The following is a 25,017-nucleotide window of genomic DNA, read 5'->3' as shown; positions in this document are numbered from 1 at the left end:
CCGTTCGATCAAAAATAGATTAAACAAAATTTATATAATGAACTGCGAACGTGTCAAGGGTCAGGGTCAAAGCTGTGCTGTGGCACTATCGAGGTATGGCACGTCCGAAAGATCAGGGGAAGCGCCGGGACCAGCTGATCGCGGCGGCGGCAAGTGCCGTTCTGATTCATGGATCGACGGGCGCGCGCCTGGCGGATATCGCGGAAGAGGCGGGACTCTCCTCGGCCTCAGTGCTCTACTACTATCCTGATGTGCGGGTTCTCTATACCGCGGTCTTCGAGCAGGGCAGCGTGGAATACTGCGTTCATCGGGAGGGTCGCGTGGCCGAGTTCACAACCCCCATTGACAGGCTGTACGCGTGCATTCGCTCCGGAATTCCTCGCCAGGGAACCGCAGAGGAAGCGAGCCGAATACTCTTCGAACTCACCCCGATCGTGCTTCGCAATGCGGTAGCTGCTGCGCAGCACCAGGCGTTCATTCTCCGCCAGGTGGCACTCTATGAGCGGGTGCTCGCAGAATGCGAGGCAAGCGGCCAGTATCGGCTGCTCATGCCCCGCAAGATGCTCGCTCGAAGCTTTGTCGCGCTCGAAGATGGGTATGGAATCGATGTGCTCATTGCAACGATAACCGCCGACGAAGAAGAAGAATGGCTGTGTAGTTACGCCCGCACAATGGTCGTGGCGACCTAGATTTTCCGGATGGGTGCGAGGCGAAACGAGAGCGAGCGGGCCTCGATTCTCCGCGGTTGTGAACGGGTTCTCAGCCGCCGGCGAAGGGCGGGAGCACGTCGACCGTGTCGGTGGCAGCGAGCGTAGCCGCCTCATCGCTGGCGCGGGCGCCATTCACCAGCAGGGAACACAGCTTGAGCACCCGCACGAACTCGCTGCCGTAGCGCTCGCCGAGCTCGGTGCGGAGTTCACCGATCGTGTCGGCGTCGACCGTGGCCGTCTCGGTCTGGGCGGCTTCGGCCGCTCCGGCGAAGAATCGCAGGCTGGCCATCAGAGTTTCTCGGGCGCCCAGTCGCGGGCGAGTTCGCTCGCGGCGGCGCAGGCGGCTTCGATGTCGGCGCCGGTTCCGCCGTTTTTCGCGGCGGCGAGGCCGATCAGAAAGGTGCTGAGCGGCGCGGCCGGCCGGGCTACATTGTGGGCGACGTCGCGGGCGACATCGAGCAGGTCACCCACCGGTACGTCGGCTGGATCAAGCTGGAGCCGATCGGCGAGGGCCGTGAGCCACTCGTCGAGCGCTTCGGGAGGCAGCGGTGCAGAGCTCATTCGGGGTCACTCCTCGGTCGGTTTTGAGCGGATCAAACGTTCGGAACTGCTCTCAACATCCTGCCACGTGTCCACGTCGGCACCGACTTCGGATTCGTCCGGCAGCCCGTTAAGGTTCAGCCCCACGAGCAGCTGTCGCATGCTGGCACCGTTGACGCGATCGCCCAGTCGATCCACGGCCGCGCGCAGGGCGGGTGTCCGGTAGATTGCGGCGAGCCACTGCACGTGGCCGCTGGTGTCGGTGAGGTGCACGCCGTCGACGGTTGATGCTGAGCTGGTCGACGTGTCGGTCGGCTCGGTCGCCGAAGCGTTTGCCGTGTCGAGAGCGGATGCTGCCGCGACCAGCAGGCGCGCGGCATCCGCTCCCCAGGGCAGGTCGCAGGCGAGCACGAGCAACCAGTCGGCGGGTTCGTCGGCGCTCGCCTCGAGCGCGACCAGGCCGGCCGCGATGCCGGCCACCGGGCCGCCGAACGGTGGGTCCTCGAGGGCCCAGATCAGGGCGGACTGCGTTAAGGCCGCTGTGGACTTGCCCGACTGATCGCCGGGCTGGGACTGGGGTTCGGTGACGCCGGGTGTGCGTGCGAGTGTGACGGGCGCGCGGTTCTCGGCCAGCGAAGGTGAGACAGCGGCGGGCCGGGCGGCCGGCGGACCGACCACGACCGCGTGCCGGGCACCCGGTCGGGCGTCGAGCACGCGGGAGAGCAGGGTGCGCCCGGCCACCTCGACTGCGGGTTTGAGCGCGCCGCCGAGGCGGCTGCCGCGGCCCCCCGCGAGCACGATGAGGTCGATCGTGGGGCTCATCGTGCTCGGATTTGGGCTCATGAGGTGACGCCAAGCCACGAGCGCGCCCGATGTGGGCGCACGCTACGGTAACCGGCGTAGCGGCTACCCAGATCGGGCGCGGCGGTGGTCAGATCGGGCGCGGTCATGGGGACGTGGGGCATCCGCTCGCGCGAAATCTGCGCGGGAGCAGCGGGTGGATAGGAACGGGCCGGGTCACGCGCGCAGCCAGTCGCCGCTCTTGCCGCCGCTCTTGGCGAGCAGGCGAACGTTCTCGATCGTGACGGATTTATCGAGGCCCTTGACCATGTCGACGACCGCGAGGGCGGCGACCGAGACGGCGGTGAACGCCTCCATCTCAACGCCGGTGCGGTCGGCGGTGCGCACCGTGGCGGTTATGCTGACGCCGTCATCCTCAACGACGAGGTCGACGACGGCGCCGTGCACGCCGATCACGTGGGCGAGGGGGAGCAGGTCGGCCGTCTTCTTGGCCCCCTGGATTCCGGCGATGCGGGCCACGGCGAGCACGTCGCCCTTGGGTGCGGTGCCGTCGCGGAGCGCTGCGATCACCTTCGGGCCGCAGCGCACGAAACCGGCGGCGGTGGCGCTGCGCACGGTGGGGACTTTGTTGGTCACGTCGACCATGCGGGCCTGGCCAGCCGAGTCGAGGTGGGTGAACAGCTGGGTGGGAACGGCCGCGCCGGCCGTGTCGGTGGTGTGCGTCATGATGTCAGCATGACAGTGATGCGGTCGCCGCCGCGAATGTGAGTCGTGTCTTCGGGCACGATTGCGAGTCCGTTGGCCTGCGCCAGGCCGGCGACGAGGTGTGAGCCCGACCCTCCGCGGGAGGCTGGGCGCACTTCGACGTGGATGCTGCCGGTGCTGACACTCGTGCTGCCCTCGGCGGTGATGACGGCGGGCGCGTGCTCGATCACAGTTCGGTGCGTCACGATCACGGGCATGTACTGGGCGCGTCCGGGCGGCGAGTTCCAGCCGTCGGTGACGGTGGCTGTGATCGTGCGGCGGTGCAAATCTGAATAGCCGAGCAGCCGCCGCAGCGCGGGCCGCACGAACACCTCGAAAGACACGTAGGCGCTGACCGGGTTGCCGGGCAGGGCGAAGATGAGCGGTCCGGGCACGTTGTCGGTGGCGGGCCAGCGTCCGAAGCCCTGTGGCTTGCCTGGTTGCATCTTGACCGGCCCGAAGTCCACCGTGCCGAGCGGCTTCAGTACTGCTTTGACCACGTCGTACGCTCCGACGCTCACGCCGCCGGAGAGTACGATCACGTCGACCGTGCCGGCCAGCTCGGCCAACAGGGTGCGCAGTACGTCGTCGTCGTCGGGCACGGCGCCGATCCGCACGGGAATGCCGCCGGCCTCAGCGACGGCTGCGGCGAGCAGGAAGGAGTTGGAGTCGGGAATCTGGCCGCGACGGGTTGGGCTGCCAGGGGTGACGAGTTCGCTTCCGGTAGAGATGACGGCCACGCGAGGAGCAGGGTGAACGAGCACCGAGCTGGTTCCGGCGCTCGCCGCCGCTGCGACCCGGGTGGGCCAGAGCACGCTGCCAGCGGCGAGCACCCGGTCGCCCGCGTGGGCGTCTTCGCCGGCGCGCCGCACGTGCGCCGCTGGGCCGGGGGCCTGCACGATGGTGACCCGTTCGGTGCCCTGGTCGGTGTCTTCGATCGGTACGACGGCATCCGCTCCGTCGGGAATCGGCGCGCCCGTCATGATGCGCGCGACCTGCCCGGGCACGAGACGAGGGTTTTCGGCGGTGCCAGCGGCGAGATCGGCGACGACCGGCAGGGTGATCGGATTCGCAGCGGATGCCCCGAGCAGGTCAGAGCGGATGACGGCGTAACCGTCCATTGCGGAGTTGTCGAAGGGGGGAGTGTCGGTCAGGGTGAGCACGTCTTCGGCCAACACGAGTCCGCGGGCCGCGTCGAGCTCGACCCGCACGGGCGGCAGCGGAGCCACGCTGCCGAGCACGACCGCGAGTTGCTCGGAAACGGTGCGAGCGGAGGCGGCGGGGGCGCAGGCATCCGCCCGGTCGGTGTGTGCGTGATCGTGGTCGTTCGCGCGATCGCCGGACGTGACCAAGCGCGCATCGGCTGCCACGTCGCGCGAAGCCGGAGCTTCCGTGAAGGCGTCAGGTCGTTCGTTCTCGGCCACCGCTTAGACCAGACTGTCGGACTGGCCGGCGCTGCCGGCGTCGTCGCGCGCCGAGGCGTGCCGTCCGGCCGGTGCGGGCTCGGGCGCGGCCCAGCGGCTGCCGATTCCGGGAGCTCGCCCGGCCGTGACGAGGTCATCCCAGGCGAGGATCCCCCCGGTGAACACGGACACATCGGTGAATCCGGCCTCACGAAGTGCATTCGCGGCCCGGGCGGCGCGGCCACCAGCGTGGCAGTGCACGATGAGCGGCATATCCGCCGGCAGCGCGGCGCGACCGCTGGACGAGAGCACGCCGTCCGTCAAAAGCTCGCCGAGCGGCAGCAACCGGGCCGTGGGAATTGAGCTTTCGGCAAATTCGCTCGGCTCGCGCACATCCACGACGAGAAAATTGTCGGTACCGGCGCTCTGGGCCGCGAGGCGGTCGACGAGCTCGACGCTCGTGACCTCGGGGGTGCTGGTCATCGCGATGCGAGCGGCCTCCTCAGCTTGTTCGGCGGCTCGTTCTGCAGCGGTCGGCTCGGCGGCAATGCCGGTTCCGAGCAGCGGAATCTCGCTGAACCGCCCCGACAACGCGTCGATCACGAGCACGCGGCCGATCAGCGGCGAGCCGATCCCGGTGATGAGCTTGATGGTCTCGGTAGCCATGAGTGACCCGACCTGGCCGCACAGCGCGCCGAGCACGCCGGCATCGGCGCAGTTGGGCACCTCTCCCGCGGCCGGCGGCGTGGGAAACAGGTCGCGCAGATGCACTCCGGTGACGCCGCTACCAGCCGGCGGAGTGGCCCAGAACACCGAGAGCTGAGCGTCGAATCGCAAAACGGATGCCCACACCAGCGGCAGTCCGAGCCGCGCGCAGGTGTCGTTCACGAGGAACCGGGTCGGAAAGTTGTCGGTGCCGTCGATGACCACGTCGTAGCCGCCGATGATCTCGGCCGCGTTTCTCGCCACCAGACGCTCGGAGTGCCGTACGACCGTGGTTTCCGGAGCGATCTCAATGATGCGTTCGGCGGCGCTGTCTACTTTGGGGCGGCCGACATCCGCTTGGCCGTGAACGATCTGGCGCTGCAGGTTGCTCTGTTCCACGTCGTCACCGTCGACGATGCCGATGGTGCCGACGCCGGCCGCTGCGAGGTAAAGCAGGGCGGGGGAGCCGAGTCCGCCGGCGCCGAGCACGAGCACCCGGGCGTTGGCGAGGCGGCGCTGGCCGAGTTCATTGAGCTGCGGGAGGCGACGCTGGCGAGCGGTACGCACGGATTCGGACGCGCTGAGCCGATCAACGGGTTCAACAAGGGGAGGGATAGCCATGGCTTAACGCTAGGCGCTGCGCGGCTCCACGGCCACCAGCTCCGGGGAGACGGCCGCCTAACCGACCTGCAAAGCGCATAACTCCTGCAATCTGTCGTCGTCGCCGCCACTCTGCCCGTATCTGAGCGGGAACCTACCAGTCGGGCTGAGCAATTTGCAGGAGTTATGCGCGTTGCACCGGCAGGCCCGACGTGGTTTTCGGGACGGCAAGGAGTGATTCACGGGACAGCCGGACGGATTAAGACCGCAGATGCGGTGCTATCGTGCCATTCATGACGCAATATCGGATCAGTGAGGCCGCCGAGATGCTCGGCGTCAGCGATGACACAGTGCGACGCTGGGTAGACGGTGGCCGTCTCGCAGCGGATGCCGACGCATCCGGTCGCCTCGCCGTCGGAGGTGCCGCGCTCGCCGCCTTCGCGGTCGACCAGGCGAGCGCCCCGGTCGACCCGTCGAGTGTGGGCCGCAGTGCCCGCAATCGGTTCGTCGGCATCGTCACCGCCATCACCATGGACACGGTCATGGCCCAGGTCGAACTGCAGTGCGGCCCGCACCGCGTCGTCTCGCTTATGTCGAGCGAGGCCGTGCGCGAACTCGGCCTCGAGATCGGCTCGCTCAGCGTCGCCGTGATCAAGGCCACCAACGTGATCGTCGAAACTCCGGGACGGATGCTGTGACCCGCCTGGCCCTCGCAGCCCTGGCCGTGCTCGCCCTGGCCCTCACCGGGTGCGCGCCCACGACCGCCCCGGGCAGCGGCGGCACCAGCGCGACCGCTGAGAAGCCGCAAACCCTGATTGTCTACGCGGCCGCCTCCCTCAACCCGACCTTCGACGATCTCGCCAGCCTGCTGGAGAAAGAGAACCCGGGCGTCGACGTGCAGGTCACCTACGACGGATCCTCCACCCTCGCGACCCAGATCACAGCGGGCGCCCCCGCCGATGTGTTCGCGAGCGCCGACCAGAAGAACATCCAGCCGCTCGCCGACGGCGGCCTCACCGGCTCGGCCACCCTGTTCGCCGGCAACACACTCCGCATCGCGGTCGCCCCCGGCAACCCGTTGAAGATTGACACCCTCGCGGATCTCGCCCGCTCCGGCGTGATCACCGTGCTGTGCGCGGCGCAGGTGCCGTGCGGTGCGGCATCCGCTACCCTGCTGGCCAACGCTGGGGTCACGCTTACGCCGGCGAGCGAGGAACAGAATGTGACCGCCGTCGTTACCAAAATCGCCGGCGGCGAAGCGGATGCCGGCCTCGTCTACGCCACGGACATCGCCGCCAACCCTGGCCGAATCGAGGGTGTGACCCCGACCGGAGCGGACGCGGTCGTCGGGCACTATCCGATCGCGGTCGTCACGGGCAGCGCGCATCCCCAAGCTGCCCAGGCTTTCGTTGACCTCGTGCGCTCGCCCGCAGGGCAGGCCGTGCTCGCCGCCCACGGGTTTCTGGCTCCGTGAAGCTTTGTCGCCGACTGGGCCCACCTTGTGAACCTGGGCCCAGGTTAGAAACTGGGCCCACGTTCCGGGCCCGGGCCCGGAACGCAAAACGCCCGGCGCCCGGGGGCCACGCATGATCCCGCGCCTGCTCTACCTGCCCGCGAGCATCGGCCTCGCCCTGCTCGTGCTGCCGCTCGCCGGGCTGCTGCTCAAGGTCGACTGGCCCGCCCTGCCCGCCCTACTCCTATCGCCCGAAGCCCTGCAGCCGCTGGGACTGTCGCTGGCGACGGCATCCGTTTCGACCGTGCTCTGCCTCGTGCTCGGCGTGCCGCTGGCCGTCGTCATCGCCCGATCGAAGCCGCGGGTGGCCGGCCTATTACGCGCGCTCGTGACCGTGCCGCTCGTGCTGCCGCCCCTCGTGGGCGGCATCGCGCTGCTTTCCCTGCTCGGACGCGGCGGCGTGCTCGGGAACACGCTTGAACTGGCCGGGCTGCGCATTCCGTTCACGACGGCCGCGGTCGTCATCGCGCAAACCTTCGTTGCCCTGCCGTTCCTGGTGATCGCGGTCGAGGGCGCCCTGCGCACCGCCGGTGTGCGCTACGAACGGGTCGCCGCCACCCTCGGCGCCGGTCGCGGCACCGTCTTCGCGCGCATCACCCTGCCGCTAGTAGCCCCCGGCCTGCTCGCCGGCACCGTTTTGAGCTTCGCCCGCGCCCTCGGCGAATTTGGCGCCACCGCCCTGTTCGCCGGCAACCAAGCCGGAGTCACCCGCACCATGCCCCTCGCCATCTACACCGCGTTCAACGGCTCGGGCGTGACGACCGACCAGGCCGTCGCCCTGTCGCTGCTGCTCATCGCGGTCGCCGTGATCATCCTCGTTCTGGTGGGAACTCGCCGAGCGAGCGTGCTCTCATGACCCCGAGAGCAGCGGATGCTCGCCGCCCGCGCTGGGTGAGACTCACATGACCCCCGCCCTCTGGAAATCCGCCGCCAACGCCCTGCTCGAGGCGAACCTGCAGCTCACTCGCGGCTCGTTCAGCCTCGACGTGCAACTCACCCTTGCGCCGGGCGAGGTGCTCGCGCTCCTCGGGCCGAACGGTTCGGGCAAGTCGACCGTGCTTGACCTGCTCGCCGGCCTCGCCACTCTCGACGGTGGAACCGTCACCATTGACGGCGCCATCCTGACCGCCCCCGGCCGCTTCGTGGCGCCAGAACGACGGGCTATCGGATTGCTCGGGCAAGACCCCCTGCTGTTCCCGCACCTGAGTGCCCGCGCCAACGTGGCGTTCGCGCTGCGCGTCGGCGAGGCGCGATTGACCGCCGACCAGGCCCGAAAAGAGGCCGACCGCTGGCTCGACCGCGTCGGCCTGCACGACCTCGGAGACAGCAAACCCGGCGCACTCTCCGGCGGACAGCAGCAGCGCGTCGCCCTCGCCCGCGCCCTCGCGGCCGGGCCCCGCGTGCTCCTGCTCGACGAACCGATGGCGGCCCTCGACGCCGAGACCGCGCCGTTCATTCGCCAGCTCATCCGCGAGCAGCTCGCCGAAACCGGCACCAGCGCAATCATCGTCACCCACGACATCGTCGACGCGGTCGTACTCGCCGATCGCGTCGCGGTGCTGCACGACGGCGCCCTCGTCGACGAGGGCACGACTGCCAGCGTGCTCGCGGCCCCGCGCAACCCGTTCGTCGCGGCCCTCGCCGGCGTCAACCTGGTGGTCGGCAGCGTGCAGAACGGCGCGGTCGTCGCCCCCGACGGCCGCATCTTCCACGTGCGCCCAGCGGATGCCGCCGCCCTCGCGACCACGTCCTCCATCCTCCCGGCTTCGGTGAGCTCCGCACCTCGCGCCCGCACGGGGTCCGAGCAGAACGTTCCGGCCGCGGCGGTCTTTCGCCCGGCATCCGTCGTCGTGCAAACAGAACAGCCGCGTCACGCGAGCCCCCGCAACGTCTGGTCGGCCCGGGTGACCGGCATCGAGCCGGGCAGCGGCGGAGTGCGCTTGCGCACGAGCGGCGACCCCGAGGTCATCGCGGAACTCACCCCCGCCGCGGTCGCCGACCTTGGCCTGCAGCTGGGTTCGACGGTCTGGCTCTCGGTTAAGGCAACAGAGGTCAGCGCCTACCGCCGCTAAGCTCGACCTAGTACGGTTCAATAGGGGGCACGTCGAATCTGGCAGGGGATGCTGATGGCGACTTTACGCGTGACTGATTCGGTGCTCGACGACCTGTCGACGACACTGGCGGGTGCGGGCGCGCAGCTGAGTTTTTCTAACTGGACTTATCGGTGGCCGGAAGGCGGGTTGCAAAGCGACGCGGTCGCGGCAGCCCTGCACGCAGGCAAAGCCCAACAGATCGAGCGCGCCGAACTCGCTGCGCTTACGCTGACCGAGCTCAGCGACTTTCCAACAACCGTGGCCGAGAAGTTTCGGGCGACCGACTCCGCACTTGGCCGAAAGTTGAACTGACCGTGTGGACCGTAGCGAATCCGGGGTTGGGCGAGCCGGACAGCATCCTGTCCGAGTCCAGAATTCGCTCCGCCAAGGCCGCGAATCTGCGCACGTTGCAGACGACGCTGGCCGGCGCGCAATCGCACGCTGAAACGACCGGGTGGACCGCGCTTTCGCGTGACGCTTTTGTCGAGCGGCTCGTGGCGCTGGTGCCGGAGATCGATCTGCTGATTCGGGGGCTGGACGCGCAGGCCGCCGCCCTCGAAACGTATTCCGTAAAAGTCGACGAGATTCAGGGCGAGCAGCGTCTGCTGGAAGCGCGGCGGATTGCGGCCGACACTGATCTCTACGACCTGCACTGGTCGAACGCCTTCGACAAGGGTGAGAATTTTCCGATAGGCACCGCTGAACGGCAAGCCCGTATGGACGCGGAGCTTGAGAGCGCCAATGCTCGGATAGTTGCCATTGATGCGTCGTGGCAGGAGCTGGTTACGCGTCGCAGCAACGCCGATGACGTCTGCGTGCGCGATCTGGAGTCGGATCAGGTTCTCGGCGCGACCGCCTGGTTTAGCACGTCCTGGGCAGCAGGGGCGTCGGTCGACGATCTGATTGCCCGTCTGAATACGCTGTCGAAGTCAGATCTGACCGTACTGATCGCCACCAATCCCGACCTGGTCAAGCGGATGCTGACCGCCGCCCCCGAGACCGTCGCCGAGCGGTGGCAGCAGCTGGGCGAACCTGCTCAGCTCGCCCTCATCGCCGGGGCCCCGGTCCTGCTCGGATCGTTGAACGGACTGCCAGCTCTTGCCCGCGTCGCCGCCAACCGCCTCAACGCCAGCACGAGAATCGCCGAAATCGACGCCGAATCCGCCAAGCTCGATGCTGAAATTGCCGGAATGGAGCGCACTCGGGGGCGGTGGGAACAGAATTATGACAGAAGTGATCAAATCGTAAAGGAGCACAAACTGCTGGAGGCTGAGCGCAGCTACCTGCAGCGAACGGTCGACGGTAAGAATCAGCTCTACCTCTACGACAGGGAGGGCGCGCGCATCGTCGAAATGCACGGAACCCCGTCAAGTGAAACGCGTGAGCGCATCACCTATGTGCCCGGCACGATGAGCAATATGGACATGTTCTACGACGGCTCGGTCCAGCCGCTGTCCGATTGGATCGTCAACCAGCATCCCGACACCGTCGCCTTTATCTATAAGGATGGTCTCTTTCCCGGAGATTCGGACGGCCCTCGTGGTGGCTTGACCAAGGGAGTAGCTGATGCGAATTCGGCAGACTTTGTCAAGCAGACCGGCCCGGTACTGGCCGACTTCGAGACGGGCCTGGCCGCGGACCCCCTGCTTTCCGACGCAACCTCAACGGCCGTCGGACACAGCTGGGGACTCGCCAACATCACCTCGGCCGAGGTGGCCGGGGCCCACTACGACTCAGTCGTCTCACTGTCGGGAGCGTGGATGCCAGAGGAGTGGAGACCCGATCCCACGACCAACTACGCCGACTTCTCCTACGAAGATATTCTGCAAGTAGCACAGGGCACTGGGGCCGTTGGCGACGGTAACAATCCGCGCTCCAGCGACGCTTTCGAAGCAGGGACCTTCTACGAGGGGCCGAAGCCTGCCTATACGGTGGACGGCGACGGGACACTGATCTGGCACCCGACCGTGCTGATGGACAACCATAACCTCGTCGCTACCGGTGATAGAGATAATATCGACGTGCTCAAGGACTTGGAAAGGTGGATTTACCGGTGAAACCGATGACTCTGGCTCGGTTGGGCGCTGGCGCGCTCATCGTCACCCTGGCGCTGACGGCTTGCGCAGTACCGCAGAACCCGCAGAAGGAGACCAGCATGGACCTGCAGACAGCCAAGGGCATCGCCCTCACGATGGAAAACGAGACTGCTGCTCTGCTTCCCTCCGAGAGTATCGGCGACCAGACGCAGAAGCAGACTGGTCCGCTGCTCAAATGCGGAGACGACCAATACCGGTGGTCGGGCCGAACCGTTCTCACCTTTGCCGGCGAGGTCAATCCTCAAGCCATCGTGGACGGCATTGCGGCGGCCTGGAAACTCAAAGAGCGAGTCACGGTTAAGGAGGGTGACACCACCGGCGATGACGCCGAAGTCGACCTGCGAGTCGACGACGGTGGGTCTTACAACGCGGCCATCTGGAATTCGGGCACGCAGCTCTACATCACGTCCTTCTCTCCGTGTTTCGAGCTGGAGGAGGGGCAGCATCCGTCGGATGAGTACTAGTCGCGACGGCGGCTGAGCGCCGGGGTACGGTGGCAGAACCGACTAAGGAGAGCTATGACCCCCACCGAACTGCTCATCGAAGAGTTTTCCCGCATCCAGGGCAGCGTGCGCGCGGCCCTGAAAAACGCGACCGTCGCCACCCTCACGTATCGAGCGGATGCCGATGCCAACACCATCGCCTGGCTCACCTGGCATCTGTCCCGCCTGCAGGACGACCACATCGCCGACCTCGCCGGTACCGAGCAGGTGTACACCGGGCAGGGGTGGGAAGAGCGGTTCGACCTGCCGTTCGGGCCGACGAGGATCGGCTATGGCTTCACCTCCGCCGAAGTCGCCGCCGTTCGCGCCGACGCCGACCTGCTTGGCGGCTACTACGACGCCGTGCACACCGCGACCCTGGCCTATCTGACCAGTCTGAGCGCGGCGGACCTGGACCGGGTCGTCGACGAGTCCTGGACGCCTGCCGTCACGGTCGGTGTGCGCCTCGCGAGTGTGCTCTCCGACGATCTGCAGCACGCCGGCCAGGCCGCCTTCGTGCGCGGTCTCGCCGATCGCGCTGGCGTCTAGCCCAGGGCGCCGCGCTGGCGCGTTCCTTTGTCTTGGCCCGGTTTAACGACGGTCACCCTGTTCGGTGAACGCAATCAGCAGGTCGGCCCAGCGGAATTTGCGAGTTTGTCGCCAACGCATCGCGGTCGCCCCGTCGGTATGACCGCATCACGTAGGGGCTTCACCAAAGACTTTAAAGACCGGCTGGGCCGCGAGGTGATCAACATCTCCAAGTCTTGGAACAGATTTTCCTTGCCTTTGGCTCAAGTCACCAGACGGGCGCACGCATTCGCCTTGACAAATTTCGCGAACATGATTGGCTCGTACTACGCGATTTTCTCCGGAATAGTAGCCCCGTGAAAGGAGGTGGCTCGTGAGCCACCATGCCGTCATCAACCCCGCCACAGGTGAGACCATCAAAACCTACCCCCAGATTTCGAATGATGAACTCGAGCAGGTTATTGCGTCGGCTGATGAGGCCCACCGCAGCTGGTCACGCAACTCGTCAATCGACGAGCGGGCAGCGCTCCTGCGCCGGGTCGGCGACTTGCACGACGAGCGCCGTGACAAGCTGGCGGCCGTCATCGTGCGCGAGATGGGAAAGCCCGTCGACGAAGCGCTCGGCGAGATCGCCTACGCCGCCGACATCTACCGTTACTACGCCGACAACGCGCAGGAATTTCTGAAGGACGAACCAATCACCCTTCTCAGCGGCGAAGGTTCCGCCTTCATGCGCTCCAGATCTTTCGGTGTGCTGATTGGGATCATGCCCTGGAATTTCCCGTATTACCAGGTCGCGCGCTTCGCCGGACCGAACCTCATGACCGGCAATACGATCATCCTCAAGCATGCGTCGCAGTGCCCGGAGTCGGCCGCGGCGATAGAGCAAATCTTCCAGGACGCAGGCTTCCCGGCTGGCGCCTACATCAACGTGTATGCGGACAGTGAGCAGGTCGCCACGGTTATCGCCGACCCGCGGGTACGGGGCGTTTCCCTCACCGGTTCAGAGGGCGCCGGCGCGGCCGTTGCCGAGGTGGCCGGTCGCCATCTCAAGAAGGTCGTGCTGGAACTGGGCGGGTCAGACCCGTTCATCCTGCTGAGCACCGACGACATGGCCGCCACAGTGGATGCCGCCGTCGAAGGTCGCCTCCGCAATGGCGGGCAGGCCTGCGACGCAGCTAAGCGATTTATCGTGATCGATGAACTTTATGACGAGTTCACGGAGAAGTTCACCGCCGCCATCCTGGCGAGTACACCCGGCGACCCGACCGTTCACGGTGCAGACTACGGCCCACTCTCGTCGCTCGGCGCGGCCGAGCATCTCGAGGAGCAGGTCGAGCGCGCGGTCGCGCAGGGAGCGACCCTGGCGACCACTGGCAAGCGGTCCGGTGCCTTCTTCCCGTCTGGCGTGCTGACCGATGTCACGCGGGACAACGACACGTATCACGAAGAGTTCTTCGGCCCGGTAGCGTTCGTCTATCGGGCTCGCTCAGAGGACGACGCCATCACCCTTGCGAATGACACTCCGTTCGGGCTGGGCTCCTACCTGTTCACGACCGATCCCGAGCAGGCACTGCGGGTCGCCGACCGGATCGAGGCCGGCATGGTCTACGTCAACTTGGTCGGCGCAGGCAGCGCAGAGCTGCCGTTCGGCGGGGTGAACAGAAGCGGCTTCGGGCGCGAACTCGGACGCTACGGTGCCAGCGAGTTCGTGAACAAGAAACTCATCCGCATCGGCTGACCCACTGCCGATCTCGGAGGCCAAAGCGGCGAACGCGCGATGACGACCACAGAACCCCGTGAGTGGGGTGTGTGCGTCACCCAGCACGCTGCGTTTTATTGGTCTGGCGGAGAATGGGGGATTGGAACCCCGTGAGTGGGGTGTGTGCGTCACCCAGCACGCTGCGTTTTATTGGTCTGGCGGAGAATGGGGGATTCGAACCCCCGAGGGCTTTCACCCAACACGCTTTCCAAGCGTGCGCCATAGGCCACTAGGCGAATTCTCCTGGCCGCCGTTTCAATAAAGCAACGGCACCAGAGAATCTTACCTGTTTCCAGGGGATGCCGCCGCCACCTGCGAAGACCGTCCCCGGTTGGTGCCTTCCTGCGTCGTACCCTAAACTGAGGTTCGGCTCCTCGCGTGGCGCCACCTTGGCCAATTCCCCCAGGACGGAAACGTAGCAAGGGTAACCGGGCTCTGGCGGGTGCGCGAGGAGTCTTTTCTATGCCCACACGGCCGCGAAAGCGGAGAAATTGCTGCTTCAGCACCCCCATGGCAACGTTTTTCCCGCTCTCGCGTGAAGATCAGACAGAGATCACGTGATATTCCGTAGATTTCATGGCCCCCATTTGGCCGAACATGCAGGAGTGAGGACCTTTGGCACTGGGGTAGACACCGCGGCTCAATAGGATGGGAAGAAGCGCGGCTGTGTCGCTGTGCCACAACGCGGAGGACCGATGATCAACGATTCCGGCACCATGACCTGGCCTACGCGTGCACCCGCACCCCTCAACCCAGAGGCCCTCGCGAGCATCGACGCCTGGTGGCGGGCCGCGAATTACCTCGCTGTCGGCCAGATCTACCTGCTCGGCAACGCCCTGCTGACAGAGCCCCTCACCCGCGACCACGTCAAGCCGCGCCTGCTCGGCCACTGGGGTACAACGCCCGGTCTCAACTTTCTCTACGCGCACCTGAACCGCGCCATCCAGGAACGCAGCCAGAGCACCATCTACATCACCGGCCCAGGTCACGGCGGCCCCGGCATGGTCGCCAACGCTTACCTCGACGGCACCTACACCGAGGTGTACGCCGACATCGAGCAGAACGCGCACGGCGTGCAGAAGCTGTTTCGCCAGTTCTCCTTTCCCGGCGGCATCCCGAGCCATGCTTCGCCCGAGCTACCTGGATCCATCCATGAGGGCGGCGAGCTTGGCTACGCCCTGAGCCACGCCTACGGTGCGGCGTTCGACAACCCGAACCTGCTCGTGGCCGCGGTGGTCGGCGATGGCGAGGCTGAAACCGGCCCGCTCGCCACCAGCTGGCACTCCAACAAGTTCATCGACCCCGTCCAGGACGGCGTCGTGTTGCCCATTTTGCACCTCAACGGGTACAAGATCGCCAACCCCACGGTGCTCGCGCGCATCCCCGAAGACGAGCTGCTGGATCTCATGCGTGGCTACGGTCACACTCCTTATATAGTCTCCGGCGGCTTCGACGGCGAAGACCCGATGCTCGTGCACGCCCGCATGGCGGACACTCTCGACCTGGTGCTCAACCAGATCGCCGAGATCAAGGCAGCGGCCGCCGCGGCCGAGAAGAACAACGAAGATTTCGCCCGCCCGCGCTGGCCCATGATCATCCTCCGCACGCCCAAGGGCTGGACCTGCCCCGCCATCATCGACGGCGTTCAGGTGGAGAACACCTGGCGCGCGCACCAGGTTCCGCTGGCAAACGCCCGCGACACCCCGGCCCACACGGCCCTGCTCGAACAGTGGATGCGCTCCTACCGCCCCGCAGAACTGTTCGACTCCAGCGGTGCTCCCGTCGCAGCGATAAAGGCCCTCGCCCCGATCGGCCCCCTGCGTATGAGCGCCAACCCGATCGCCAACGGCGGACTCTTGCGCCGCGACCTGCACCTGCCCGACTTTCGCGATTTCGCCGTCGACGTGCCGGAGCCGGGTGCAACGCAAGCCGAGGCGACGCGCGTGCTCGGCGGCTACCTGGCCGAAGTCATCCGCTTGAATCCCGACAACTTTCGCATCTTCGGACCCGACGAGACCGCCTCAAACCGGCTGGCACCGCCGGTCTACGAGGTGACCAATAAGCAGTGGAACGCCGAGTTCAAGCCCGGCGACACCAACCTGGCCAGGGCCGGCCGTGTCATGGAGGTGCTGAGCGAACACCAGTGCCAGGGCTGGCTCGAGGGCTACCTGCTCACCGGGCGGCACGGACTGTTCAACTGCTACGAAGCGTTCATCCACATCGTCGATTCCATGTTCAACCAGCACGCCAAGTGGCTCAAGGTGACCGCCGAGATTCCGTGGCGGGCGCCGATCGCGAGCCTGAACTACCTGCTCAGTTCGCACGTCTGGCGACAGGATCACAACGGGTTCAGCCATCAGGACCCCGGATTCATCGACCACGTCGTCAATAAGAGCGCCGACGTAGTGCGGGTCTACCTGCCCTTCGACGCGAATACGCTGCTCTCCACCTACGACCACTGCCTGCGCAGCGTCAACTATGTCAACGTCGTCGTGGCCGGCAAGCAGCCGGCGCCGAACCTGCTCACCATGGAGCAGGCCGTCGCGCACTGCACCCGAGGCCTCGGCATCTTCGACTGGGCCGGCACCGAGGTGCCCGGGCAAGCTCCCGATGTCGTGCTCGCCGCCGCTGGCGACGTTCCCACGCTCGAGGTGCTCGCCGCCGCCGAGATTCTGCGCGAAAACCTGCCCGATTTGAAGGTGCGGGTCGTGAACGTCGTCGACCTGATGCGTCTGCAGTCGGCGGATGACCACCCACACGGCCTGAGCGACAGTGCCTTCGACGCCGTCTTCACGCCCGACAAGCCGATCATCTTCGCTTATCACGGCTACCCGTGGCTCATTCATCGGCTCACCTACAAGCGTCACGGTCACGAGAATCTGCACGCCCGCGGCTACAAGGAGATCGGAACCACGACGACTCCGTTCGACATGGTCATGCTCAACGACCTCGACCGGTATCACCTCGTCATGGACGTCATCGACCGCACCCCGGGCTTGGCCGCCCGCGCCGGCCTGCTCCGGCAGCAGATGCAGGATGCCCGCCTGGCGGCCCGCCAGTACACCCGCGATCACGGTGAAGACGTTCCGGCCATCACGAACTGGTCCTGGTCTTCCCAAGCGGATGCCGCCGCCCCGGAGACCGGCAGCGACAACGTGTAGCGACCCGCCCGACACTCTCCCAACCCGAATACGCTTGAATGGACATCGTGGCTCGAAGCATTTATATCACCAGCGCCGAAGGTAATACCGGCAAATCCTCGATCGCGCTGGGCGTGCTCGACACGCTCACTCACCTGGTGGAGCGGGTCGGCGTGTTCCGCCCCGTCGCCCGCACCGCAACCGAACCCGACTATGTCGTTGAGCTTCTGCTGCGTCACCTGCAGGCCAATGCCGGCCCCGGTGTGGCCGCAGGACAGACCTACGAGCAGAGCATCGGTGTCAGTTACGACGACGTCAACACCGACCCGGATGCGGCCCTGGCCGTGATCGTCGCCCGTTACAAGGCGATCGAGGCCATTTGCGACACGGTCGTCGTCATCGGCAGTGACTACACCGACGTCGGCAGCCCCACCGAGCTCGCCTTCAACGCCCGCATCGCCGCGAACCTCGGCGCTCCCGTGCTGCTCGTGCTCGGCGGCCGTGTCGGCCCCGGCGAGGGCGAACGCCTCGGCCAGAGCGACGCCCGCTCGGCCGTGGATATCGGCCAGCAGACCGACGTGGCGCTGGCGGAATTGCGCGACGAACACGCATCCATTTTGGCCATTATCGTCAACCGTGCCGACGAAAACGCTCTGCCGCAGATTATCGACGTGGTGCGCGCCACGACCAACGCCCAGCCGGCGCGCTCGGGCGGAGCGTTCGGCGTGCCGATCTGGGCCATTCCCGAAGACCCCTACCTCGTTGCGCCGAGCATGCAGAGCATCATGGAGGCGACCGAGGGCATCCTGATCAAGGGCGACCCGGCGCTGCTGGCGCGTGAGGCGCTCGGCGTTGTCGTGGCTGCCATGTCGATGGTCAACGTGCTGCCACGCCTGATCGAGGGCGCTGTCGTCGTTGTGCCGGGTGACCGTGAAGACGTGCTTTTGGCCGTGCTGCTGGCAAATGCCTCGGCGACGTTCCCGTCGATCGCCGGCATCGTTCTCAACGGTGGGTTCGACCTGCCCGACGCCATCCAACGGCTGATGGAGGGACTCGCGCCCTCGCTGCCGATCATCAGGACGTCGCTCGGCTCCTACGACACGACCATGCGCATCACTCGCACCCGCGGCCGGCTCGCTGCTGACTCGCAGCGCAAGCACGATACCGCGCTGGCGTTGTTCGAGACGCACGTCGACGCATCCGCACTGCTCGATCGCCTCGACGTGAGCCCCACCGAAGTCGTTACCCCGCTCATGTTCGAGTACGCGCTGCTCGAGCGGGCGCGCCAGAACCGCCAGCACATTGTGCTGCCCGAGGGGGAGGACGACCGCGTGCTGCGCGCTGCTGCCACCCTGCTGGCCCGCGATGTGGTCGAGCTGACCATTCTCGGGGAAGAGTTCGAAGTGCGCTCGCGCGCCATCGGTCTGGGGCTCGACATCTCCAAGGCCCACGTCGTGAGCCCCTACGACGACCTCCTGCGCCTCAAGTTCGCGCAGGAATACATGCAGCTGCGCGCGCACAAGGGCATCACCCTCGACCAGGCCAACGAGACGGTCACCGACGTGAGCTACTTTGGCACCATGATGGTGCAGTCGGGCCTGGCCGACGGCATGGTCTCCGGTGCCACCCACACCACCGCGCACACCATTCGGCCCAGCTTCGAGATCATCAAGACCCAAATCGGCGTCGGCGTCGTGTCAAGCGTGTTCCTCATGGCGCTCGCCGACCGCGTGCTGGTCTATGGCGACTGCGCCGTCATCCCGGTGCCCACTGCCGAGCAGCTGGCCGACATTGCCATCTCGGCCGCCGCGACGGCGGTGCAGTTCGGCATCGAGCCGCGCATCGCGATGCTGTCATACTCCACCGGAACCAGCGGCGAGGGCGCCGACGTCGAAAAGGTGCGCACCGCGACCGCCCTCGTGCGGGAGCGCCGCCCCGACCTGCTGGTCGAAGGCCCGATTCAGTACGACGCCGCAGCGGATGCCGCGGTCGCCGCCACCAAGATGCCAGGTTCCAGCGTGGCCGGCCGCGCGACCGTGTTCATCTTTCCCGACTTGAACACCGGCAACAACACGTACAAGGCTGTGCAGCGCAGCGCCGGCGCCGTTGCGATCGGCCCCGTGTTGCAGGGCCTCCGCAAGGCGATCAACGACCTGTCGCGTGGTGCCCTGGTGCAGGACATCGTCAACACCGTGGCGATCACGGCGATCCAGGCGGCGGGGCTGACGGATACTGCTGCGTCGCCCCTCGACGCCACCCCGGCCGGAGCCACCCGATGACCGCCGTTCTGGTCGTCAACTCCGGCTCGAGCTCCTTCAAATACCAGCTCATCGAGATGGACACCGAGACCACCCTGGCCAGCGGGCTGGTGGAGCGTATCGGCGAGCTGGTCGGGCAGTCCTCGCATTCCGTCGCCGCGACGCAACCGGCAACCGAGGTTCCGGCATCCGCTGATCGAAAGTGGAAGCGCGAGCTGCCCATTCCCGACCACACGGTCGGCTTTGCCGTCATGCTCGAAGCGTTCGCCACCCACGGGCCGTCGCTCACGGCGCACGCGCCGGTCGCCGTCGGACACCGCGTGGTACACGGCGGGGCGCGCTTTCACCAGCCGACCCTGGTCACGCCGCAGGTCGAGCGTGACATCGACGAGCTGTCGGGGCTCGCGCCGCTGCACAATCCCGGCGCACTGCAGGGCATCGTCGCGGCCGGTGAAGCCTTCGCTGACGTGCCGCACGTGGCCATTTTTGACACGGCATTTCACCAGACGCTGCCGCCCGAAGCCTTCACCTACGCGATCAACGCCGACCTGGCCGAGCGGTTTCGCATCCGTCGTTATGGGTTTCACGGCACCAGCCATGGCTTTGTCGCGCGCGAGGCGGCCAACTTTCTGGAACGACCGGTCGAAGACCTGAACCAGATTGTGCTGCACCTCGGCAACGGCGGGTCGGCCTGTGCGGTCGCGGGCGGGCGTTCGGTTGAGACCAGCATGGGCATGACCCCGCTCGAGGGGCTCGTCATGGGCACCCGCTCAGGCGACATCGACCCGGGCGTGCTGTTTCACCTGAATCACCGAGCCGGTCTCGACTTCGACGAACTTGACACCCTGCTCAACCGAGGCAGCGGACTGCTCGGGCTCACCGGCCGCGGCGATCTGCGCGACGTCCTGGAAGCCGCTTCTGCCGGCGACGGGCCGTCACAGCTCGCCATCGACGTGTATGTGCACCGGATTAAGGGCTATGTCGGGGCTTATTACGCGCAGCTCGGCAGGGTCGACGTGATCGCGTTCACCGCCGGTGTCGGCGAGAACGCGCCGCTCGTGCGTTCCCGCGCGCTTTCCGGGCTCGAGGCGCTCGGCATCCGCATCGATCCCGAGCGCAACACGGCCGCCGATCGGGGCGCGCGGGTCATCAGCGCCGACGACTCCGCGGTCACCGTGCTCGTGATTCCCACCAATGAGGAGCTAGAGATCGCCCGCCAGACCCTGACCACGGTGCGCTAGCCCCCGCCGAATGCTCGGCCCCGGTACGTTATGCCGGTAAATCTGCGACACGCCGCGTCAAGACGACCCAGAACGCGGCGTGTCGCGAATTTTACCGGCATAGCGTGCACGACTCACCACCACGGTTCGTTTTGGCCGACGATTCGGCGGACAGAACGGCGATTCCGGCGTGCATCAGCGACCGTGCGTTCGATCACCGCGAGGGTCGTTTCCCACTCGAACATGACATGCCGGTACGACAATCGCAGCGTGCGCCGCCCGAGACCTTCGACGCACAGATCCCGGTCGTAATCGGAGGCGAGCTTCTCCGCACCGTGCCATTGCCGGCCGTCGATCTCGAGCGCGACGCAATCGTCGACGACGAGGTCCTCGCGGAGCGACCCGGTCGACGTGCCAATGCGACCCTGCGCCACGACGGTGAATCCGTGATGACGGAGTCGCCGACGCGTCAGGGTCTCGAGCCCGGAGTCTGCCGTGTCCTCCAGCTCCCGGATACCCGGCTGCAGCCGAGCCGGGGCAAGCACGCAGATTCGACGCTGCTCGGCCGAAGTGATGAATTTCAGATGCCGAGCCGATTCGAGACAGGCAATGGCATTCTCTTCGTCGAGACAATGGATTGCTTGCCACACTGCTTCTATCGGGGCCACCAGCCACGGCGTGCCCGGTCGGGCAAACCGCGGCGTCGCTCCATGAAACTGAAGCTCACGACCATTCCAGTCGACGAGCGGGCGAGCGCTCGCACCGCCGCCACGGGCATCCGCTGGACGCATGAGGTGAAGAGCACAATCAAGGCCGCACCAGACGCCGACCCGATGCACTGCGCTGACGCAGGCGATCTGGGCGTGTAGCGCTGCGGCCTGGCGCTGCTCGTCGTCGGCGTGCTGGCAGACATAGATACCGCGTGTGGCGCGAGTGATCTGGCCGGTCTGCAGCGCGGCACGAATGTCACGGGGACTTATACCCCGTCGAAAGAGTTCGTCGGTGGTGGCGACGTGACCGAGTGAGCACACAATCTGAACCGGATCCATGCCGTGAGGATCCCCGCGTCGGCTCCCCGCCGGGGGTGTGGCCAGCCATTCTGGGGACAGCGGATGCCCCGCCGGGCTGGGGAGGAGGCATCCGCTGCACGTTCTGCCGGTAAAAAACACGACACGCCGGGTCTTGCTGCACATCTCAACGGCGTGTCGGAAATTTACCGGCATAACGTACCGGCTGCGAAAGCGTCGGTCAGGCGATCGCGATCGTGCAGGTTCCGGCGCCGGCCAGCAGCGGGAGAGCGGCGTGCGCGCTCGAAATGAACGAGCGCCAGCCGCTCGCGTGGGCCGCAGCAACCCCGACGTCGCCCGATCTGCCGAGCAGTGAGCGCGGACACGTGCGGTCCCGGCCGACCCCCGCCGCCGGGATGCCACGTTTTACCTCCTGCCCCTGGTTTCCGCACGCGTGTCCGTGGCTAATTCAGGAAATGCGGCAGGTTGGCCGATATTTCGACGCCAAAGCGGATGCTCGGGGTCGATTTCCTGAATTGGTCGCGAACGTGCGCGGTCGGTCGCACCGCCCGCGCGCACGGCAGGTGAGCGGCGGCGGTACCTGCGCACCAGCATCCCTTGACGGTTGTGCACAGGCAGGGGCCGGCGCGGGCGAGTGTCGGTTGCGGCAAGTACCATTGAGAACGTGGTTACCGCCCTGTATCGCCGCTACCGGCCAGAGACCTTTGCCGAGATGATCGGCCAGTCCCAAGTGACCGATCCATTAATGGCGGCGCTCCGCACCAACCGGGTGAACCACGCCTATCTGTTCAGCGGACCTCGCGGTTGCGGCAAGACCACGTCGGCGCGCATCCTGGCCCGCTGTCTCAACTGTGCCGAGGGCCCGACCGACACGCCCTGCGGTGTCTGCCCGAGCTGTGTCGAGCTGGCCCGAGACGGCGGCGGCTCCCTCGACGTGGTCGAGATCGACGCAGCCAGCCACAACGGTGTCGACGATGCCCGCGACATTCGCGAGCGCGCCATCTTCGCGCCCGCCCGCGACCGTTACAAGATCTTCATCCTCGACGAGGCGCACATGGTCACGCCGCAGGGCTTCAACGCGCTGCTCAAGATCGTCGAGGAGCCGCCGGAACACGTGAAGTTCATCTTCGCGACCACCGAACCCGAAAAGGTGATCGGCACCATCCGCTCGCGTACGCATCATTATCCGTTTCGGCTGGTGCCGCCGGGGCCGATGCTCGAGTACGTGCAGCAGATGTGTGACACGGAGAAGATGGTCGTGGCCCCCGGCGTGCTGCCGCTCGTCGTGCGTGCCGGTGGCGGCTCACCGCGCGACACCCTGTCGCTGCTGGACCAGCTCATGGCTGGCAGTGACGGCCAATCCATTGAATACGATCGCGCCGTCGCGCTGCTCGGCTACACCAGCGCCTCACTGCTCGATGAGGCCGTCGACGCCATCGGCGCCCGCGATTCGGCGGCCGCGTTCGACGCGGTCGACCGCGTCATCCAGACCGGGCAAGATCCGCGTCGGTTTGTCGAAGATCTTCTCGAGCGCATGCGAGACCTCATTATCGTCGCGGCCACGAGCGTCGCGGGGGCCGCGGCTGTTCTGCGGGGCGTGCCGCAAGACGAGCTGGAACGCATGACCGTGCAGGCCGCTGCCTTCGGGCCGGCCGAACTCTCGCGCACCGCCGACATTCTCAACGCCGCGCTCACCGAGATGAGCGGGGCCACCTCGCCGCGCCTGCACCTCGAGCTCATGATCGCGCGGTCCCTGATTCCCGCGACCGATGACACCACCCGCGGCGCCCTCGCCCGGGTCGAGCGCCTGGAGCGTCGCATCGGTGTCGACGGCGTTGCGGCTGCGCCTGGTGCGGCTGCCGCGCCGGGTGCGGTCGCTGTCGCAGCTGCTGACGCGCCCGCCGGCCGACCTGCCGGCGCTGGTGCTGGTGTCGATGTTGGTGCCAGTGCTGGTGATGGTGTCGATGTTGGTGCCAGTGCCAGTGCCAGTGCCAGTGCCAGTGCCAGTGCTGGTGCTGGTGCTGGTGTCGATACTCGTGTCGGTGTCAGTAACCCCGCGTCCGCGGGTACCCGCGAGTCCGGCCCCGATCCGCTGGTCGAGCTGGTCGAGACCGCCATCCCGGAAACGCAGGCTGCTTCAGCGCCCCAACCAGCCCCGGCAGGCTCGCCAGCCCGCCCGCCCATCGTTCCCGGCGCCCCGGTCTCGCTGCAACAACTCAAAGATGCCTGGCCCGAGATTCTCGAAGCCGTGAAAACGGAGAAGACGACGGCGTGGCTGGTCGTCTACACCGCTCATGTGCTCAGCCTGAACGGCGACGTGCTCGCCCTGTCGTTCCCGAGTCACGCCGATGTCGACAGCTTCAAGCAGCAAAAGGTCCCCGGAATGGGAACGAGCGACTTTCTGCGCACCGCGATCGTTGCTGTGCTCGGCCTGCGGGTCAAGTTCATCGCGCGAGTCGACGCTGGCCGCGAGACCTCATCGCCGAGCACGACGTCCGGCGGCGCACCGACCGTTGCCGCGGAGCCTGCGCCAGCGGAGCCTGCACCAACCGAACCAGCACCAACCGAAGCGGATCTGGTTAGCTCTGCCGTCCCAAATCCCGAGGTAGCGGATTCATCGGCGTCTCCGACCGGCGCTTTGCCTGCGACCGCACCGACCGGAACCGCTGTGACTGCGACCGCGCCGTCAGCCCAGGACCCCGACGAAACCCCCCGCGCCGTGCCCGTCCCGCGCGCTGCTGCGCTGAAGGCAGTGGCGCCGGTCGTAGCAGGCGCGTCACCCGTCGCCGCGTCCACCAGTGGCTGGGCTACCGTAGCAATCCCGGGCTCGCCGAACGGTCCGGCACTGCCCGTTATCGACGACGACCCAACGGATGCCGCAGCTCCCGCGACCGCTGCGCCGCCAGCAGTGAATGCTCCCGCCCCCGAATCTTCGTCTTCCGTGCCGGCGCAGTCGATTGGGACGTCGGGGGCGTCCGGGGGCGTGGCGTCAGACGAACCCTGGGCCGCGACCGCTTTCGTATCGCCGTCCCACGACGAGCCGCCGTTCGATGATGTCCCGCCGCCGTTCGACGACGATGTGCCGCCCGAGATGGATGCACCCGCGGACGAACGCGTGCCGAACTACCAGGCATCCGCTGTGCAGCGGACCCCCGGCCAGCAGAACACTGGCCAGAACCCAGCCCAGCCCGACCCCGGTCACCAGAGCGCGCCAGCGCCACGGCAGCACCCGAACGCGTCCGGCCAGCGCGGCTCCACGAAAGACCCGTCGCGCGCGCCGTCCTTCGCCGAGAAGCAGCGCTACGGCGAGGCCGTGGTGCGCGAGATTCTCGGCGCGACCTTCATCGAAGAACAGCCGTACTCCGCGGCGCCCCGAACCAGAAACGACCACTAA

21 protein-coding genes, 1 tRNA gene and 1 other RNA gene are annotated in these 25,017 nt (G+C 66.7%); 15 read left to right on the top strand and 8 right to left on the bottom strand.

Going from position 1 to position 25,017, the window contains the following annotated elements; genetic code table 11:
• Positions 1–95: 95 nt before the first annotated feature.
• Positions 96–689: a TetR/AcrR family transcriptional regulator gene (locus CJ028_RS02575; protein WP_105033721.1), complete on the top strand. Its 594-nt coding sequence runs from the start codon at positions 96–98 to the stop codon at positions 687–689.
• Positions 690–759: 70 nt separating this feature from the next.
• Here CJ028_RS02575 and CJ028_RS02570 read toward each other — a convergent pair whose 3' ends face one another.
• From CJ028_RS02570 to CJ028_RS02545, 6 genes are all read right to left on the bottom strand, one after another.
• Entirely contained in the window at positions 760–999 is a 240-nt protein-coding gene (locus tag CJ028_RS02570; protein ID WP_105033720.1) for a MoaD/ThiS family protein, read from the bottom strand.
• Positions 999–1,271 carry a DUF6457 domain-containing protein gene (locus CJ028_RS02565; protein WP_105033719.1) on the bottom strand — a complete coding sequence of 91 codons (273 nt, stop codon included), beginning with the start codon at positions 1,269–1,271 and terminating at the stop codon, positions 999–1,001. The genes CJ028_RS02570 and CJ028_RS02565 overlap by 1 nt, the downstream gene beginning before the upstream one ends.
• 6 nt (positions 1,272–1,277) lie before the next feature.
• Positions 1,278–2,093 (bottom strand): molybdenum cofactor guanylyltransferase, encoded by an 816-nt coding sequence (gene mobA / locus CJ028_RS02560; protein WP_129590359.1) that lies wholly within the window; start codon positions 2,091–2,093, stop codon positions 1,278–1,280.
• Positions 2,094–2,267: 174 nt separating this feature from the next.
• Positions 2,268–2,777, bottom strand: a complete 510-nt coding sequence (gene moaC, locus CJ028_RS02555; protein ID WP_105033717.1) for a cyclic pyranopterin monophosphate synthase MoaC — start codon at positions 2,775–2,777, stop codon at positions 2,268–2,270.
• Entirely contained in the window at positions 2,774–4,219 is a 1,446-nt protein-coding gene (locus CJ028_RS02550) for a molybdopterin molybdotransferase MoeA (protein WP_240607042.1), read from the bottom strand. Before CJ028_RS02550 ends, moaC begins: the two co-directional genes overlap by 4 nt.
• Before the next feature lie 3 nt (positions 4,220–4,222).
• Positions 4,223–5,524 (bottom strand): ThiF family adenylyltransferase, encoded by a 1,302-nt coding sequence (locus tag CJ028_RS02545; protein ID WP_105033716.1) that lies wholly within the window; start codon positions 5,522–5,524, stop codon positions 4,223–4,225.
• A 272-nt stretch (positions 5,525–5,796) separates the two neighbouring features.
• Between CJ028_RS02545 and CJ028_RS02540 the strand changes: the two genes are divergently transcribed.
• The 9 genes from CJ028_RS02540 (at position 5,797) to CJ028_RS02500 (ending at position 13,956) form a co-directional block, all read left to right on the top strand.
• Positions 5,797–6,201, top strand: a complete 405-nt coding sequence (locus tag CJ028_RS02540) for a TOBE domain-containing protein (protein WP_105033715.1) — start codon at positions 5,797–5,799, stop codon at positions 6,199–6,201.
• Entirely contained in the window at positions 6,198–6,977 is a 780-nt protein-coding gene (modA, locus tag CJ028_RS02535; protein ID WP_105033714.1) for a molybdate ABC transporter substrate-binding protein, read from the top strand. Before CJ028_RS02540 ends, modA begins: the two co-directional genes overlap by 4 nt.
• 112 nt (positions 6,978–7,089) lie before the next feature.
• Positions 7,090–7,872, top strand: coding sequence for an ABC transporter permease (locus CJ028_RS02530; RefSeq protein WP_105033713.1), 783 nt, complete (start codon positions 7,090–7,092; stop codon positions 7,870–7,872).
• A 46-nt stretch (positions 7,873–7,918) separates the two neighbouring features.
• A complete protein-coding gene (locus CJ028_RS02525) occupies positions 7,919–9,088 on the top strand; it encodes a sulfate/molybdate ABC transporter ATP-binding protein (RefSeq protein ID WP_105033712.1) in 1,170 nt (389 codons plus the stop codon).
• Between the two features lie 69 nt (positions 9,089–9,157).
• A complete protein-coding gene (locus CJ028_RS02520; protein WP_129590358.1) occupies positions 9,158–9,421 on the top strand; it encodes a hypothetical protein in 264 nt (87 codons plus the stop codon).
• 26 nt (positions 9,422–9,447) lie between these two features.
• Positions 9,448–11,166 (top strand): hypothetical protein, encoded by a 1,719-nt coding sequence (locus CJ028_RS02515; RefSeq protein ID WP_129590357.1) that lies wholly within the window; start codon positions 9,448–9,450, stop codon positions 11,164–11,166.
• Positions 11,163–11,669 carry a hypothetical protein gene (locus CJ028_RS02510; RefSeq protein WP_105033709.1) on the top strand — a complete coding sequence of 169 codons (507 nt, stop codon included), beginning with the start codon at positions 11,163–11,165 and terminating at the stop codon, positions 11,667–11,669. Before CJ028_RS02515 ends, CJ028_RS02510 begins: the two co-directional genes overlap by 4 nt.
• Before the next feature lie 54 nt (positions 11,670–11,723).
• Positions 11,724–12,236 (top strand): mycothiol transferase, encoded by a 513-nt coding sequence (locus tag CJ028_RS02505; RefSeq protein ID WP_105033708.1) that lies wholly within the window; start codon positions 11,724–11,726, stop codon positions 12,234–12,236.
• A gap of 352 nt (positions 12,237–12,588) precedes the next feature.
• Positions 12,589–13,956, top strand: coding sequence for an NAD-dependent succinate-semialdehyde dehydrogenase (locus CJ028_RS02500; protein WP_105033707.1), 1,368 nt, complete (start codon positions 12,589–12,591; stop codon positions 13,954–13,956).
• Positions 13,957–14,133: 177 nt separating this feature from the next.
• Here CJ028_RS02500 and CJ028_RS02495 read toward each other — a convergent pair.
• A tRNA-Ser gene (locus CJ028_RS02495) sits at positions 14,134–14,221 on the bottom strand.
• Between the two features lie 121 nt (positions 14,222–14,342).
• Between CJ028_RS02495 and ffs the strand changes: the two genes are divergently transcribed.
• The 4 genes from ffs (at position 14,343) to CJ028_RS02475 (ending at position 20,616) form a co-directional block, all read left to right on the top strand.
• An RNA gene (gene ffs / locus CJ028_RS02490) (signal recognition particle sRNA small type) lies at positions 14,343–14,439 on the top strand.
• 233 nt (positions 14,440–14,672) lie between these two features.
• Positions 14,673–17,138 carry a phosphoketolase family protein gene (locus tag CJ028_RS02485; protein WP_105033706.1) on the top strand — a complete coding sequence of 822 codons (2,466 nt, stop codon included), beginning with the start codon at positions 14,673–14,675 and terminating at the stop codon, positions 17,136–17,138.
• A gap of 47 nt (positions 17,139–17,185) precedes the next feature.
• Positions 17,186–19,396, top strand: coding sequence for a phosphate acetyltransferase (gene pta / locus CJ028_RS02480; protein WP_105033790.1), 2,211 nt, complete (start codon positions 17,186–17,188; stop codon positions 19,394–19,396).
• A complete protein-coding gene (locus CJ028_RS02475) occupies positions 19,393–20,616 on the top strand; it encodes an acetate/propionate family kinase (RefSeq protein WP_105033705.1) in 1,224 nt (407 codons plus the stop codon). The genes pta and CJ028_RS02475 overlap by 4 nt, the downstream gene beginning before the upstream one ends.
• A gap of 113 nt (positions 20,617–20,729) precedes the next feature.
• Here the strand turns inward: CJ028_RS02475 and CJ028_RS02470 are convergent, their stop codons facing one another.
• A complete protein-coding gene (locus CJ028_RS02470; protein ID WP_161498874.1) occupies positions 20,730–21,644 on the bottom strand; it encodes a type IV toxin-antitoxin system AbiEi family antitoxin domain-containing protein in 915 nt (304 codons plus the stop codon).
• Positions 21,645–22,287: 643 nt separating this feature from the next.
• Here CJ028_RS02470 and CJ028_RS02465 point away from each other — a divergent pair.
• Positions 22,288–25,017 carry a DNA polymerase III subunit gamma and tau gene (locus CJ028_RS02465; RefSeq protein WP_105033789.1) on the top strand — a complete coding sequence of 910 codons (2,730 nt, stop codon included), beginning with the start codon at positions 22,288–22,290 and terminating at the stop codon, positions 25,015–25,017.

The sequence above is a fragment of the Cryobacterium aureum genome (assembly GCF_002954245.1).
Taxonomy (GTDB): domain Bacteria; phylum Actinomycetota; class Actinomycetes; order Actinomycetales; family Microbacteriaceae; genus Cryobacterium; species Cryobacterium aureum.
The sequence above is the reverse complement of the archived record's forward strand: the minus strand, read 5'-3'. Positions and strand labels throughout refer to the sequence as shown.

Excerpts from the sequence above, each read along its gene's own strand:
- CJ028_RS02545 (WP_105033716.1), bottom strand. The coding sequence starts at position 5,524 with ATGGCTATCCCTCCCCTTGTTGAACCCGTTGATCGGCTCAGCGCGTCC.
- CJ028_RS02525 (WP_105033712.1), top strand. The coding sequence starts at position 7,919 with ATGACCCCCGCCCTCTGGAAATCCGCCGCCAACGCCCTGCTCGAGGCG.
- mobA (WP_129590359.1), bottom strand. The coding sequence starts at position 2,093 with ATGAGCCCAAATCCGAGCACGATGAGCCCCACGATCGACCTCATCGTG.
- CJ028_RS02485 (WP_105033706.1), top strand. The coding sequence starts at position 14,673 with ATGATCAACGATTCCGGCACCATGACCTGGCCTACGCGTGCACCCGCA.
- CJ028_RS02570 (WP_105033720.1), bottom strand. The coding sequence starts at position 999 with ATGGCCAGCCTGCGATTCTTCGCCGGAGCGGCCGAAGCCGCCCAGACC.
- CJ028_RS02470 (WP_161498874.1), bottom strand. The coding sequence starts at position 21,644 with ATGGATCCGGTTCAGATTGTGTGCTCACTCGGTCACGTCGCCACCACC.
- moaC (WP_105033717.1), bottom strand. The coding sequence starts at position 2,777 with ATGACGCACACCACCGACACGGCCGGCGCGGCCGTTCCCACCCAGCTG.
- CJ028_RS02565 (WP_105033719.1), bottom strand. The coding sequence starts at position 1,271 with ATGAGCTCTGCACCGCTGCCTCCCGAAGCGCTCGACGAGTGGCTCACG.
- CJ028_RS02505 (WP_105033708.1), top strand. The coding sequence starts at position 11,724 with ATGACCCCCACCGAACTGCTCATCGAAGAGTTTTCCCGCATCCAGGGC.
- CJ028_RS02575 (WP_105033721.1), top strand. The coding sequence starts at position 96 with ATGGCACGTCCGAAAGATCAGGGGAAGCGCCGGGACCAGCTGATCGCG.
- CJ028_RS02530 (WP_105033713.1), top strand. The coding sequence starts at position 7,090 with ATGATCCCGCGCCTGCTCTACCTGCCCGCGAGCATCGGCCTCGCCCTG.
- CJ028_RS02475 (WP_105033705.1), top strand. The coding sequence starts at position 19,393 with ATGACCGCCGTTCTGGTCGTCAACTCCGGCTCGAGCTCCTTCAAATAC.
- CJ028_RS02540 (WP_105033715.1), top strand. The coding sequence starts at position 5,797 with ATGACGCAATATCGGATCAGTGAGGCCGCCGAGATGCTCGGCGTCAGC.